Here is a 14,030-nt window from a genome sequence, read left to right on the forward strand (position 1 = left end):
AAACCTTCAGTATATGTAGAGCCTGTGAGCAGCTAACCCGTTTTGGACTGCGCATTGTGCTCTGCTACGTCATCACTGTTTGTTAGGTGCGATAGCTCCCCCTTTAGGTAGAGCTAATTGAGGTTTAGACACGACTGCTAACCAGTCGCTTTAGCAAGAGAGATATTAAATTAAAGATTAGACTAGCTCTGCTGAATGCTGAGTACCGAACGTACGACTAGTGTTTTTCCTGAACTGGGGTAGTACTTAAGTTGCCAGTTTTCAGCACCTTGGCTTGGATCATCGGCGATATAATTGAAATAACAATGTGTGCTAGCGTTAGAAAGCTCACCACCATAAAACCAATACACTATGTCATTATCGCTACTAAAGGCAGCGTTTTCATGCATCGCTAAGTTATATTCATCGTTATCGAGTAGCCCCTCCCAAACCTCCTTACAGTAGTCTCCTTGTAGGATGGTTCCATTTTTGCTTTGTGCGGTATCTAAGCCCAACGGAAAACCGGTTGCAGTAGAGTCAAGGTCTCCAGACCCGTAACAACCTAAGTTTGTTTCATAACCACTGCTACCAGAGGCCAACCAACAGCTATGATATAGACCAACCGCAGTTGTAAAGCTACCAAATACGTTATGGATAGCTGCATCATGTGCATCTTGGTTCAAATTGATAAACCGTGGGGCTGCAATAACTGAAATCACCCCTAAAATAATGATCACTACGACGAGTTCGATTAAGGTAAACCCTTTGGATACTGACTTCATGTTTAGACTCTTAGATAAAAAATTGGCTGCAAAAAATAATACCAAGCTATGATAAAGCAGATATTTGATATTTATTATGTTCTTACTCAAGAACTAACCATTAAATTTTGAAAACAAAAAAGCCCCAACTTTCGTTGGGGCTTTCTCGCAACTCTCCGAAGAGAATTATATGGTACCCGAGGCCGGACTTGAACCGGCACGCCTATTAAGCGAGGGATTTTAAATCCCTTGTGTCTACCGATTCCACCACTCGGGCAAACTCGTTGACTTTGATGATACGTGTTATCGGTAGAAACACTGTCGTTAATTACTTAACCACTCATCAAACTCTTAATTTGTGGAGGCGCGACCCGGAGTCGAACCGAGATCGACGGATTTGCAATCCGCAGCATAGCCATTCTGCCATCGCGCCACTATTAAATTGGAGCGACATATCGGGTTCGAACCGATGACCTATACCTTGGCAAGGTATCGCTCTACCAACTGAGCTAATGTCGCATTTCAATTTAATCTGTAATCATGTTCTTGCTTAGTTCGCTTCCCCTTGACTACGGAATGGCATTCTACCGATTTGATCTCGAGAGTCAATCGCCAAAAAACAATTTTATGTCTGTTTGTTGTTAAATTCATCAAAGATAACGTTTTTCGTACTTATTGATCGATACTTGTGCAGTAGCAATGCCCCGCGGCTACTTTGCTTAGCTATTCGATCTACCAAAGGTGAATCCCTTTGAAAGTGAAGCCACTATTTTGATGGATTACCGCTGAATGTACCCCATCCTAGTTGAAGATGGAAAAGCTGCTTTTAGATCTATGATAGTGATGATGACTAAATTTGTGCGGTGTATTCAGTTTCTAGCGAATAGAAATCGTTACTTGTTGCAAAGTGGAGGTGGTTAAAACGAAAACGCCTCAGCAATAGAGGCGTTTGTAACAAGCTAACTTAAAGCAATATTAGCCAAGCGGCAATGATTGATAATTTAGACCTAGCATCTTTTGCATTACGCCAACCACCTGGCAGCTATAGCCAAACTCGTTGTCGTACCATACATAAAGAATAGTACGGTTGCCGTCAGCAATAGTTGCTTGAGAGTCAACAACACCGGCATAGCGAGAGCCGACCAAATCACTAGAAACAATTTCAGTAGAATCAGTGTAATCGATTTGGTTCTGCAGTTCAGACTGAAGTGCCATATCTTTGAGGTATTCGTTCATCTCATGCTTACTAGTTTCACCATTAAGGTTCAAGCTAATAATGGCCATTGAAACATTTGGCGTAGGAACGCGAATCGCATTACCCGTTAATTTACCTTCAAGAACTGGCAGTGCTTTAGAAACGGCTTTAGCGGCGCCAGTTTCAGTAATTACCATATTTAAAGGTGCGCTACGGCCACGACGGTCTGCAGAGTGGTAGTTATCGATAAGGTTCTGGTCATTGGTGTATGAGTGAATCGTCTCAACATGACCATTTACAATGCCATACTTATCATTTACAGCTTTTAGTACTGGTGTAATCGCGTTAGTCGTACAGCTCGCTGCAGATACAATAGTATCTTCATCAAGAATGTCCGACTCATTAACACCGTATACGATGTTCTTAATTGCGCCTTTAGCTGGTGCAGTCAATAGTACCTTGGTTGCGCCTTTTGATTTAAGGTGCAATCCAAGCCCTGCTTCGTCTTTCCAAATGCCGGTGTTGTCGACAACAAGGGCATTAGAGATCCCATGCTCTGTGTAGTCCACTTCATCTGGAGAGTTTGCATAGATAATCTGAATATAAGTACCATTTGCAATAATGGCGTTGTTCTCTTCATCAACTTCTACTGAACCATTAAAGGGTCCATGAACTGAATCACGGCGTAGTAAGCTTGCCCGTTTCTCCAAATCGCCCTTGCGGCCGCCTCGAAGTACAATGGCACGAAGTCTGAGCTTGTTGCTAACGCCTGTTCTTTCAATTAGCAGACGAGCCAGTAAACGTCCAATACGGCCGAAACCGTAAAGTACAACATCCCTAGCTTCAGTATCTTCTTGTGTAATTGCAGCAGACAATTCGTTGCTCATATAAGCTTCGATTTGACTAGCATCTTTATATTCGCGCCAGTAGTTAACAGCAAGCTTACCGATATCAACTTTGCACTGTTTTACCGCTAACTTGCTTAAAGCTTCGATAAATGGAAAACTTTCACGTAGTCTTAGTTTATCACCGACATGACGACGCACTAAACGATGTGATTTAATTATTTCAATAGTAGAGGCGTTTAGTAAGGGTTTACCGTAGACGACAACTTCTACACCTTGGTTACGATATAACTTACCAAGTAGAGGCTGCATAGCCTCAGCCATTTCGAAACGTTCTTGCCAGCTTTGTAGGTGTTTATCAGCGCTCATTAACAGATCCTTTATCTCACTTTTCTGATTTTTTATCAGAAATGTTTGAGTAACAAAAAGAAAAGACCAATAATCTAGGTTATGTAGGGTGTCTTTCCCCGTTTGGTCGGCGCTATTGTAATGAAAAGTCGCCTTTCAGGCTAGTTAGATATTCCTCGTAAAGTTGTAATTTTATTAGATTAAAATACGCATGGAGCCACTTTTGAATAGAAACTTTGTAATGTTTACATCATTTCTAGCATTTACCGTCTTTTTTGGCCTGTTTGGCTGTAAACCGGTCTCTAATACAGAGGTAATATGTAACAAAAATCCTGAACTTTGTTTGGATTTGCACAAAGATAGTTGGTGCCGGTTCGAAAAAGGTGACCTTATTCGCAGCCGTTTCAAATTAAAGCAGACTATTGAGCCCAATGGTGAGCAATTGTATGACCAGTTACTGAATCTAGAGGATTACAACAAGTGCATTGAACTTGCCGCTGGGGTACAGCATATACTGCACCCTGAGCGTACTAACGATCGTGCGCGCGCTTTTGGGCTAAGCTCTCAAACTTTAGCGGAGCTTCAGGAAAGCACCAAAAATAGTCTTGAGCCCCATTTAGCTTATTATCATTGGTCCCGGTTCAACGATACTGAAGCTGGCAAGGTACTATTTGCCGCAGAAAAGAATGGCCTCATTAGCGATATCAGATTAAAAGCCCAACTTGCCGCGCATTATTTAAGGATTAATTCACTTAAGTCTAAACGGTTATACGCAGAGGCGTTAAATGGTAGTGATGAAGACACATTCGATCCAGACTGGTTACTCGGTTTAGCCACCATATACCGCCAGGAACAGCGGCCAGAGATGCACTACTTACTGTCGAAAACTAACATTGTTATCACCCAATCAAATTTTGTAGAGAAGCAGATGCTAGCCATGCTTCAGGGAAACAGATTACTGCAAGACAAATTGGATAAAGAAGCTGAAGATTTAGCAGATGTACTAAAATCTGGAAATTATGCGCAAAGTAAGCTAAAAATTGTCTTGGAGCAGGACTTAAGCCACGCTAACTAGCATGCTATTTTGTGTAATTTGTATTCGGCAAAATGTTTGCCAACTTACAGTTAATTCCAATGTTTAGCTGAAAAATAGCTCAATACGCGATCCATGTAAAAATATTACCAAAATTGTTAAGGGAATCCGCCCTTTTTGGCCGATATTGCTTGACGGTAGCTGTCAGTTTGGTAATTTTACAACCAGATTCTTTTTATAATTTTACCTGAGGGATATGAGATGACTATCCGAGTTGCAATTAACGGCTATGGCCGTATCGGCCGCAATGTTCTACGTGCTTTATATGAAAGCGAAAAGAACTACCCTATCAAGATAGTTGCTTTAAACGATCTTGGTGATGCATCAATCAATGCTCACTTAACGAAGTACGATTCTGTTCATGGACGTTTCAATGCAAAAGTTGAACATGTAGATGACGCGATTTTTGTTAACGAAGATAAGATTCTAACGTTCCAAGAGCGTGATCCTTCGAAACTGCCTTGGAAAGAACTCGATATTGATATCGTTTTTGAATGTACTGGTATATTCACTTCTAAAGAATCAGTACAGCCACATCTTAATGCTGGCGCAAAGAAAGTGCTTATCTCTGCTCCAGGTAAGAACGTAGATGCTACTGTCGTTTACGGTGTTAACAATGATGAAATTACTAGCGATATGACAGTAATTTCAAATGCATCTTGCACTACAAACTGTCTAGCGCCTTTTGCTAAGCCGTTAAATGACGAGATAGGCATTGAGTCTGGTCTTATGACTACTATTCATGCTTACACGAATGATCAGCGTTTATCAGATGTGTATCATACTGACTTGCGCCGTGCTCGTGCAGCAGCAGTGTCGATGATCCCTACCCGTACTGGCGCAGCCGCTGCGGTTGGTCTTGTGGTTCCTGAGCTTGCTGGTAAATTTGACGGTCTTGCTGTTCGCGTACCAACAGTTAACGTTTCTCTTGTAGATCTTTCGTTTGTTGCGTCTCGTGATACAACGGTTGAAGAAGTGAACGCTATCATCGAGAAAGCTGCTTCTGTAGCGCCATTGAGTGAAGTGTTAGCGGTTAATCATGAGCCATTGGTTTCAATTGATTTTAACCATAACCCATTCTCATCTAACTTTGATGCGACTCAAACCCGTGTTAATGGTCGCTTAGTTAAAGTAATGTCTTGGTATGACAACGAGTGGGGTTTCAGTAACCGCATGCTCGATAACGCCGTAGCGTTAATGTCAGCTAAATAAACCTCAATTATATTGAGTAAGAAAGCCCAGCTTTATGCTGGGCTTTCTTTTATCTGAACCATAATTACTAAAGTGTCATCAGCTATGTGCGATTCGATTAATACTCTGAATAGCTGCCTTTTAATGGTTCAGGAGTGTTTAGCATCATTGCGGATGATACGTAGATTAGTATGAGAGGTTTAGCTTTTATAACGCTTCGTCAATAATCTCAATATTTTGATCGATATAACCGAGTAATATTGTTTTCTCTGTACTGCCAAGTTGAGAGTCTAAGATAATTCTATGGAGTTCTAATGATTCTGATTTATGAGTGAGTAAAATGAGTGATGAAATATGGACAGTATTTAGAGCACGCTTCAATAATGCTGCTTGTGTCAGCTTTATTGAGATTTTTACAGTATCGGTTAACAATGCTAATCTTTCGTCATTGACGATCTGCACTGCGAGTCCAGTATGTTGCAATTGATTATGCTGCATAATATACATATGTCACCCTTCATCATAAATGGAATAAATGCCACCTTCAATGAGGATTATATGGGGAGCTAGCTGTATCTGTACTGAATAGGTAACCTAGAGTGAATGCTTTTACATCCGAATAAAGTGTTTAAATAGCTATGTTCAGTGTGTATATAAACTAAATGTCGGAACGATGATGACTTCCATATTAGGCAGCCAAATGCGTGGATACACAACACTGAATAACCAGTAAAACGTCGTAAAATTTAGTGCATCTAAAAAATGCCCTAGCTACGCTTTATTCTAACAACGTTAAAAATATCTATCTCGAAGCCAGCAATGCCTTCCGTTCCGCTGTAGTAGGTAATGTTAACGTTTGCATCTTTAAGACTTTTGTACTTTTTTCGTCTTTTAAACTTGAACGGCGTGTCACAATCTTCAATCATTACGGTATGCAAAACCCATTCATCTTTTTCTCTTTGAATATGAGACAACACCTTCACATCCTCTGAGTGGGTAAGTTCATCGTGTTTCTCTAGCATTTTATCGACAGGATGCTTCTTCACTAACGGTTCCTCAAAAATTGTAATCTATAAATGTAGCACAGCTACTTAAAACTGGCTGACTAGTGTTATAAAAATCTATCTCGTAGCCAACCATAATGATAGTAACCCCATTGCCCTACTCTTCTAAATTTGGGCAATGGAAACTTAGGTAGCGCATTATCGTACAAAGGTAAACTAGGAGCCTGATGGCCAGTAATTTGTTGTGCCAATCGAAAAGCAGCCTGTGTACTAAATGATACACCAGAACCGCAGTACCCTAGACTATAACCAACTCTATTATGACAAAAAACATGCGGAATATCATCTAAAGCTGCAGCTATCCAGCCAGTCCAATTATAGGCAAGTGATTTACTTGCTAGCGCAGGAAAGCACTGTTTCATCGCAAGCATTAATCGGCTCTGAAAAATAGGTGCATAGGCATCTTTACCCCATATAGCGCCCCTACCACCAAATAACAAACGATTATCCGGTAACAATCGATAATAGTATTTGAGGATCCGCGTATCCATGGTGACCTGTTTGGTTTTTAATCCACAAGCCATTAATTCAGCATCGGTTAACGGTTCCGTGACTATTACATTGCTCAATATTGGCAGGAATCGATTATCAATATGAGGGCTAAATTGCTTCGGAGTATAAGCATTACCCGCACTGATGACTTTATTGACCGTTAGTTCACCGTCTGTGGTGATCAAACGGTGTTTTCCGTTTTCCTCAATCCAGTGTTCAACGCAACTATGCTCATAAAGTTTCACATTACGCTTGTTTAGCATTGATTTATAACCCAAAAGTAACTTGAGTGGGTTTAAACCAAATCCGTCTTCGAGTCGTAACGCACCATAAGCTTGGTGATGGTTCATGTATTCGTTTTTGAGCGTTGTAGCATCAATAAACTGAGCATCTTCACCGAGATGTGTCGATATAAATGCAGCGGCGTTTTTTAATTGTGCAAGCGCTTTTGGATTATGAGCGACCTTTATATAACCTTTCTGCTGTGGCTCACATTGAATGTCAAACGATTCAATGAGCCCTTCAACACGCTCGACAGCTTGACTAAATTCGCTATAAACTCCTTTCGCTGTAGTTAAATCCCAGCGTTTAGCGATTTGAGAGTAACCTAAACGGCCAGACCCTTTTAGCACAAATCCTGCATTGCGAGCGCTAGCACCGAAACCCACTTGATTTGCCTCGAGAACACATACATCGACATCATACAGTTCCGCCAAATAATGAGCGGTCAATAAACCGGTGTACCCGCCGCCAATGATGGCGACGTCTGCCGTGTGACTTCCGCGGAGGCTTTTATTCGCGGCCCCGAGTGACACTGTACTCGCCCAATAAGAGTCGCAGGGCGTTAAGTTCGCAGGTGAAGCATGCTTTAAAGGGTCAAATGTTTTACTGTTCATAATGGATGCTTTTAACGTATTGGATTTATATATTTCTAAATTTTTTAGAAAATAAGTAGCATTTCACATGCTGCGCAGTGGCAATTAGGCCCACAAAGAACACATATATAGTCTGGATGCTCTGCGGTGTTATTCCAACGGTCTGGATGTTCCTTTATCAGTACACCGCCCGCTTTTGTAAAGTAGCGAACAGCTGAATTATTAGGGCTTTGTTTCCATAAATGACTTACGCCAGCGGTTGCTCCTTGCAACTTTAGTGCAGTAATAGAAGCATCAAGTAACAAGCCGCCGATCCCCCTACCGCGAGCATCTGAAGCAACAGTATTGCATTTGAAATAACCGACTTGTTCTTGGCTTATCCCCCAACGGTTTGGCGTGCACCATTTGTCGACAAGCCATTGCTCTGCTGCATAAGTGAGTCTAAAGCCCATCAAGCGATTGGATTCTATAGCTACGAAGCAACTGTTGATCCCGTTCTTATTACCTTTATTGACAATGTTTTGAAGTGAATTTTGATCTAGGTAGCCGTTGCCGTGAACTAAATTTCCTAGTTCAATCACATCATTAAAGTGGTTCTGTTTAAGGGGCAGGATCATATATTATCTTCTTATTTTTCTTATATACCACTCACTTTACCATATCCGATAGAATTAACTCGAATCCAGTCTAACGATAAAAAATAGTAGAAAGAATACAGGGGCCTATTACATGAAACTCTCATTAATCACGTTAGCACTCGCCGTTGCCATCAGTGGTTGCTCTCAAACAGAGCAAACTCTGGCGGCAAATGACACGACTTCATTTAAAACAGTCAACTCAGCAGTTAAGGGAGAAAATCAATCTGCAACTTACCAAGCGATGCTTGATCAGCTTGTAGATATTGATATGCAGGCCGATCTTACAAGCCTTAGCCCGACTGACACATTAGTGCTGCGAAAAATAATTGAAGTAGCAGATATATTGGACGGGATCTACTTCAAGCAAACGTTTGAAAATAATGCTGCGGTTAGACAACAGATATTGGCATCAACTGATATCAATAAGAGCAAATTACTGTCCTTGTTTGAGCTTCACTATGGTGCATGGGATACCTTAAACGGAGATAAACCATTTTTTGGCAGCACAGCGCGCCCTGATGGCGCAGGTGTCTATCCCGTTGATCTAACAAAGAGTGAATTTAATCAATGGATAGCGGCACATCCAGAAGATGAGAAAAGCTTTAAAAGCGGCTATACCGTCATTGTCCGAGATAAGGAACAGCTAAAAGCGATCCCCTATAGTATCTACTATAAAGAAGAACTTACCGACGCTGCAAAGCTTATGCGCGAGGCTGCTGAATTAACAAAAGATCAAACCTTAAAAATATTTTTGTCTAAACGCGCAGATTCATTTCTTAACGATAAATACCGTGACTCAGAAATGGCATGGATGGATTTAAATGGTTCTTTAGAGATAGCCATTGGGCCATACGAAACTTATACCGATAAGCTCTTTGGTTATAAAACATTTTTCGAAGCTTTTATTACTGTTCGAAACCCTGAAGATAGCGCGAAGTTAGACATCTATAAAAAATACCTAACCGCTATGGAATCCAATTTACCTATCCCTGATGAACATAAAAACGTAAATAGAGCTAGCTAGAGAGCGCATGTCTCATGCGCTCTTTAATAACTCTTTCATATAGCGCACTCATTTCAACCTTACATGGCTTCAGCTTGAACTGACGTGCGCATTTGTATTATCGTATAAAATTAATATTTAAGATATTTCAAATAAAGTGAGCCATCACAAGGATATAAATAAGTGACCACTAGGAAAATTCTGCCACCTGTTTTTAATTTAGCAAAATTAATAATGTCGTGGAATAACCGTGTCTATGACGCGATTATCTCTTTTGCAGGCAAACTTAGTGCAGTTCAAAAACTGTATCTGCTTGCGATACTCGTGCTTATTTTCTCAGACAGGTTGGTTTTTGTGGCTTTGCTTACCGTAGTCGGTCTTACCGCTGAATTTTGGCCGCTATTTAACCGTGTATGGCATTCTCTGGCTGGAAAAGCCGTTTTATTACTTTTTTATGCCATTATTGCCAATTTCGCGTTAGCTGGAGCTGCTTCAGTCGTCAATGAAGTCGTCGGAGTCTCTTCGTCACACTTTAACTACACTCATAACTTTGCCATATTGCTATTTCTCCCCTCTTGGGCGCTAGCCGTGAGTATTGTTGCATTACTTTTGCTACAGATAATAGCGCCGATTTATCTATTATTGTTGCTTATAGCAAGGCCCTTTGGCGTTAAAGGCTTTAGGATCACTAACCATCAACATTTTCAAAAGTGGACCATGTTTATCCGCCTGATACTGTCGAGTATTGTTATTTATAACCTATCATTGCTGAGTGATGTTGATACTGTCATTGAAGACAACCTTGATGGCTCTGCACTCCTTCGTACAAAGGAGCTACCAGCGTCACCCTCTCTCGAACTCACCGATGAAAATACAGCAGTCGCAATAGAAGATACTATAGACAACATTATGACTGCTGAGGGCTATGATAATATGGGCAGCGCCCAATTAACATCAGCCAATGAGGCTCCAGAGTCTGGCAATAGTCTTGATGTTACTAGCGGTGCTGACGATAAACAAATGTCAGCATTGGCGAAGAATATTAAAAAAGATGTTGTGAACTCGGTAAAACTAAAGACCTACTATTCGAAAAAGACACGGGATCTCATTGCGCTCTTTGCCTACCAACTGGAAGCGGATGAAAAATCTCGATGTCTCATCACTGATAATGCCCACGTGGTGGAACTAAATGACTACGAAATCCTGCAAATAACGCCGGATAGTAACAAGAAACACGGCTATAAATTTGAAGTCAGAACCTGCATATCTCCAGCGTTTCCAGCAAAATCCTAGTTCGGCAATCATATTGCTGAACCAAAGGGAGTAGGCTTTGTATCTATCAATTAATGTACTGTATTCAGCAAGAACCAACTGACAACAGCTTATACAATTGCGCACCCATAAATCACTAAAAGCATTAAAAGTAACGAAGACGTATCGCGGAATAATCGTTACAAAGTATTACGTGATATTGACTGGAGTACTATTGTCTATTGTATAATCATTTCACTAACAAGAAACAAAATAATAACAAGCTGTGATGCAATGTCAGAGCAATAAAATAAGAGAAGCAACTAAGTGAATAGATTCTTAACTTCATCAATCGTAGCATTTACGATTTTTTCAGGTGCGGCTCTTCCTGCCTACGCCTCAGCGATAAAACAGTCTAAAGGCGATTTCGAAGACAAATTCCGTCAATTAGATGAAGATCTACCTACCCCAAATATCTACCGCAATGCCGCCGGAGAACCGGGGCATGAGTATTGGCAACAACAAGTCGATTACCATATCAAGGCATCACTTTTAGAAGACAAAAGACGCTTAGAAGCGACACAAACGGTCACTTACACAAATAATTCTCCTGATACTCTTAAATATTTGTGGTTACAGCTGGACCAAAATTATTACAAGGCAGACTCCATTGCGAGTCGTACTCGCACTTTTTCTAGCCCATCAGAGATGGCAAAAAGTGTGGATGGGAAACCAACAAAAATCAGCCTTAATACCTTACGTAAACAACAGTTTCTAACCGATAATGACGTCGGTTATGAAATTGGAAAAATTACAGTTAACGGCGAGCAATTAAAAGCCACCATCGTTGGCACTAATATGCGTATAGATTTACTAAAGCCGCTAAAGCCTGGTAAGACTACTGAGTTTAAGCTTGATTATGCTTTTAATATCACCGAGCAAAAAGCAGTTGGGGGCCGTGCTGGTTATGAGCATTTCCCTAAAGACAAACGTGAAGGTGGAAATGATATTTTCCAGTTAGCTCAATGGTTTCCACGCCTTCACGCCTATACTGATTATGAAGCTTGGACCAATAAAGCGTTTCTTGGCAGCGGTGAGTTCACGTTAGAGTTTGGCGATTATGATGTTGAAATTACAGTGCCAGCCGATCACATTGTTGCAGCGACCGGTGAATTAACTAATGCCAGAACTGTGCTGAATAAAACGCAGAGACAGCGTTTTGAAAAGTCAAAAACCAGTAAAAGGCCGGTTTTTATCGTAACTGAAGCAGAAGCGTTAGAAAATGAAGCCCAAGGCAGTATAAAAACAAAAACATGGCACTTCGAAGCTGAGAATGTGAGAGATTTTGCATGGGCTTCATCACGGAAATTCATGTGGGATGCTAAAGGTTATCAACAAAAATCATCTGAACGGCCGTTAGTGATGGCAATGTCATTCTATCCAAAGGAAGGTGGTGATCTGTGGAAAAAATATTCAACTGAATCTGTCATCCATACTATGGAGGTATATTCTAAGTACTCTTTTGATTACCCATATCCTACAGCCCAATCTATCAATGGACCGGTCGGCGGTATGGAATATCCAATGATCACCTTTAATGGACCGCGTACCGAGTTACAAGATGATGGTAGCCGTACCTATACCTTGTCAGAAAAACGATTCTTAATAGGTGTGGTTATTCATGAGATAGGCCATATTTATTTTCCTATGATCGTTAACTCTGATGAGCGTCAGTGGACTTGGATGGACGAAGGACTTAATAGTTTCTTAGAATCATTAGCCGTAAGAGAGTGGGAAACGGAATCTGATTGGGCGAGAGAGCCACGGGATATTATTGAGTATATGAAATCGACGGTGCAAGTACCGATAATGACTCAATCGGACAGTATCCTAAAATTTGGAGCAAATGCTTATACTAAGCCCGCTGTAGCCTTGAATATATTAAGAGAAGTGGTACTCGGTCGTGAGCTTTTTGATTTTGCCTTTAAAGAGTATGCCACCCGCTGGAAATACAAACGCCCCACTCCATCCGACTTTTTCAGAACAATGGAAGAAGCATCGGGTGTCGATCTAGATTGGTTCTGGCACGGCTGGTTTTACACCACTGATCATGTTGATATCTCGATAGATAAGATCTATAAACTGAGAATGAACACAAAAAATCCGGATATTGACTTTGATCGAGAGCGTCAAATGGAGCAAGAAAAGCCAATGCCTATGGCGATAGAAAGAAACAAACAAGAAGGGTTGAAGTCTTGGGTTGAACTAAATAAAGATGTTTCTGATTTTTATCAGGAAAATGATGAGTTTACAGTTACCAATAAAGAGCGCAATAAGTACAACAAGTTCATGAAAGAGCTAGAGCCGTGGGAACGTGAGGTTATCCAAAGAGCAGTTAAAGAAGATAAAAACTATTACGTGCTAGAGTTTTCCAATTTGGGCGGTCTAGTAATGCCAATCCTTCTGCAGTTAACCTACGAAGATGGCACCGTTGAATCGTTGAATATTCCAGCAGAGATCTGGCGAAGAAGTCCTAAGTCAGTCAATAAGCTTATCGTAACCGACAATGCTCTGAAGGAGGTTGAGATCGATCCAAGCTGGCAAACAGCTGACGTAGAGCTCAATAATAATTATTTTCCTCGTCGAATTATCCCTTCAAGAATTGAAGCGTATAAAAAGAAGAAGAGTAAAAGCAAACTTAAACGGGACATCATGCAAGATATTAAAACAGAGCTTAAAAATGACGAAGATGACAGCACTTTAGAAAACGATAAGGCTGCCTAATCGATGAAGACGAATGTGATAATTGCTATGGTTTTATGCTTAATGGTGAGTACTGTTTATGCACATCAGCAAAAAACAGCTGTCACTACGATTAGTTTTAACCATAGAGTGAACAATATAGAAGTCATGCATAAGTTCTATCTACATGACGCTGAGCACGCTGTGAGAGATCTTTTTGACCCAGCTGCTGATATCCTAAGCAGCAAGGCTACTCAAAATACCTTTGCCGATTATGTTCAACAGCAGTTTGCAATTGAAACAAGTGAAGGTCATTCATTACCTCTAAGCTTTGTCGGTTTAGAGTTAGATGGAAAATACTTATGGCTCTACCAGGAAACTAGCATACCTAAAAATTTATCAAGTCTGTCTATTTCTAATGGCGCATTACAAGATCTGTGGCCAGCACAAATTAATCTAGTGAATATTGAGGGTAAAGGTAAGCTACAGTCACTACTGTTTGATAGCAGTGACAATTGGCTATCTATTTCACTATCAGAATAGAAAAGTCACC

At 40.7% G+C, this 14,030-nt stretch carries 12 protein-coding genes and 3 tRNA genes; 6 read left to right on the forward strand and 9 right to left on the reverse strand.

Features of this window, described 5'->3' with window-relative positions; genetic code table 11:
• Positions 1-182 precede the first annotated feature (182 nt).
• The 5 genes from JK628_RS11635 to JK628_RS11655 all read right to left on the reverse strand — a co-directional run bounded on the left by JK628_RS11635 (position 183) and on the right by JK628_RS11655 (position 3,149).
• Positions 183-761, reverse strand: a complete 579-nt coding sequence (locus JK628_RS11635) for a prepilin-type N-terminal cleavage/methylation domain-containing protein (protein ID WP_202284686.1) — start codon at positions 759-761, stop codon at positions 183-185.
• 170 nt (positions 762-931) lie between these two features.
• Positions 932-1,017 (reverse strand) — tRNA-Leu (locus tag JK628_RS11640).
• Between the two features lie 82 nt (positions 1,018-1,099).
• Positions 1,100-1,173 (reverse strand) — tRNA-Cys (locus JK628_RS11645).
• A 10-nt stretch (positions 1,174-1,183) separates the two neighbouring features.
• A tRNA-Gly gene (locus JK628_RS11650) sits at positions 1,184-1,259 on the reverse strand.
• 456 nt (positions 1,260-1,715) lie between these two features.
• Entirely contained in the window at positions 1,716-3,149 is a 1,434-nt protein-coding gene (locus JK628_RS11655; RefSeq protein WP_202284687.1) for a glyceraldehyde-3-phosphate dehydrogenase, read from the reverse strand.
• Between the two features lie 202 nt (positions 3,150-3,351).
• Between JK628_RS11655 and JK628_RS11660 the strand changes: the two genes are divergently transcribed.
• Entirely contained in the window at positions 3,352-4,203 is an 852-nt protein-coding gene (locus JK628_RS11660) for a DUF2989 domain-containing protein (RefSeq protein ID WP_337249421.1), read from the forward strand.
• A 219-nt stretch (positions 4,204-4,422) separates the two neighbouring features.
• Positions 4,423-5,433, forward strand: a complete 1,011-nt coding sequence (gene gap / locus JK628_RS11665) for a type I glyceraldehyde-3-phosphate dehydrogenase (RefSeq protein ID WP_202284688.1) — start codon at positions 4,423-4,425, stop codon at positions 5,431-5,433.
• A 186-nt stretch (positions 5,434-5,619) separates the two neighbouring features.
• On the opposite strand, the gene JK628_RS11670 is transcribed toward gap, so the two are convergent.
• The 4 genes from JK628_RS11670 to JK628_RS11685 all read right to left on the reverse strand — a co-directional run bounded on the left by JK628_RS11670 (position 5,620) and on the right by JK628_RS11685 (position 8,460).
• Entirely contained in the window at positions 5,620-5,919 is a 300-nt protein-coding gene (locus JK628_RS11670; protein WP_202284689.1) for a hypothetical protein, read from the reverse strand.
• 260 nt (positions 5,920-6,179) lie between these two features.
• Positions 6,180-6,434, reverse strand: coding sequence for a hypothetical protein (locus JK628_RS11675; protein WP_202289796.1), 255 nt, complete (start codon positions 6,432-6,434; stop codon positions 6,180-6,182).
• Between the two features lie 89 nt (positions 6,435-6,523).
• Positions 6,524-7,864 carry an NAD(P)/FAD-dependent oxidoreductase gene (locus JK628_RS11680; protein WP_202284690.1) on the reverse strand — a complete coding sequence of 447 codons (1,341 nt, stop codon included), beginning with the start codon at positions 7,862-7,864 and terminating at the stop codon, positions 6,524-6,526.
• A 44-nt stretch (positions 7,865-7,908) separates the two neighbouring features.
• Entirely contained in the window at positions 7,909-8,460 is a 552-nt protein-coding gene (locus tag JK628_RS11685; RefSeq protein WP_202284691.1) for a GNAT family N-acetyltransferase, read from the reverse strand.
• A 112-nt stretch (positions 8,461-8,572) separates the two neighbouring features.
• On the opposite strand from JK628_RS11685, the gene JK628_RS11690 reads away from it, so the two are divergent.
• The 4 genes from JK628_RS11690 (at position 8,573) to JK628_RS11705 (ending at position 14,020) form a co-directional block, all read left to right on the forward strand.
• On the forward strand, positions 8,573-9,505 hold the full coding sequence (locus JK628_RS11690; protein WP_202284692.1) for a dipeptidyl-peptidase 3 family protein: 933 nt from the start codon (positions 8,573-8,575) through the stop codon (positions 9,503-9,505).
• 213 nt (positions 9,506-9,718) lie between these two features.
• A complete protein-coding gene (locus tag JK628_RS11695; RefSeq protein ID WP_202284694.1) occupies positions 9,719-10,777 on the forward strand; it encodes a hypothetical protein in 1,059 nt (352 codons plus the stop codon).
• Positions 10,778-11,062: 285 nt separating this feature from the next.
• Positions 11,063-13,519, forward strand: coding sequence for a M1 family metallopeptidase (locus JK628_RS11700; protein WP_202284696.1), 2,457 nt, complete (start codon positions 11,063-11,065; stop codon positions 13,517-13,519).
• A 3-nt stretch (positions 13,520-13,522) separates the two neighbouring features.
• Positions 13,523-14,020 carry a DUF6702 family protein gene (locus JK628_RS11705; RefSeq protein ID WP_202284698.1) on the forward strand — a complete coding sequence of 166 codons (498 nt, stop codon included), beginning with the start codon at positions 13,523-13,525 and terminating at the stop codon, positions 14,018-14,020.
• Positions 14,021-14,030: the final 10 nt, after the last annotated feature.

The organism is Shewanella sp. KX20019 (assembly GCF_016757755.1).
Classification (GTDB): Bacteria; Pseudomonadota; Gammaproteobacteria; order Enterobacterales; family Shewanellaceae; genus Shewanella.

Bases quoted from the DNA above. Each gene is read 5' to 3' on its own strand.
- JK628_RS11635 (WP_202284686.1), bottom strand. From the start codon at position 761: ATGAAGTCAGTATCCAAAGGGTTTACCTTAATCGAACTCGTCGTAGTG.
- JK628_RS11655 (WP_202284687.1), bottom strand. From the start codon at position 3,149: ATGAGCGCTGATAAACACCTACAAAGCTGGCAAGAACGTTTCGAAATG.
- gap (WP_202284688.1), top strand. From the start codon at position 4,423: ATGACTATCCGAGTTGCAATTAACGGCTATGGCCGTATCGGCCGCAAT.
- JK628_RS11670 (WP_202284689.1), bottom strand. From the start codon at position 5,919: ATGTATATTATGCAGCATAATCAATTGCAACATACTGGACTCGCAGTG.
- JK628_RS11675 (WP_202289796.1), bottom strand. From the start codon at position 6,434: ATGCTAGAGAAACACGATGAACTTACCCACTCAGAGGATGTGAAGGTG.
- JK628_RS11680 (WP_202284690.1), bottom strand. From the start codon at position 7,864: ATGAACAGTAAAACATTTGACCCTTTAAAGCATGCTTCACCTGCGAAC.
- JK628_RS11685 (WP_202284691.1), bottom strand. From the start codon at position 8,460: ATGATCCTGCCCCTTAAACAGAACCACTTTAATGATGTGATTGAACTA.
- JK628_RS11690 (WP_202284692.1), top strand. From the start codon at position 8,573: ATGAAACTCTCATTAATCACGTTAGCACTCGCCGTTGCCATCAGTGGT.
- JK628_RS11695 (WP_202284694.1), top strand. From the start codon at position 9,719: ATGTCGTGGAATAACCGTGTCTATGACGCGATTATCTCTTTTGCAGGC.
- JK628_RS11705 (WP_202284698.1), top strand. From the start codon at position 13,523: ATGAAGACGAATGTGATAATTGCTATGGTTTTATGCTTAATGGTGAGT.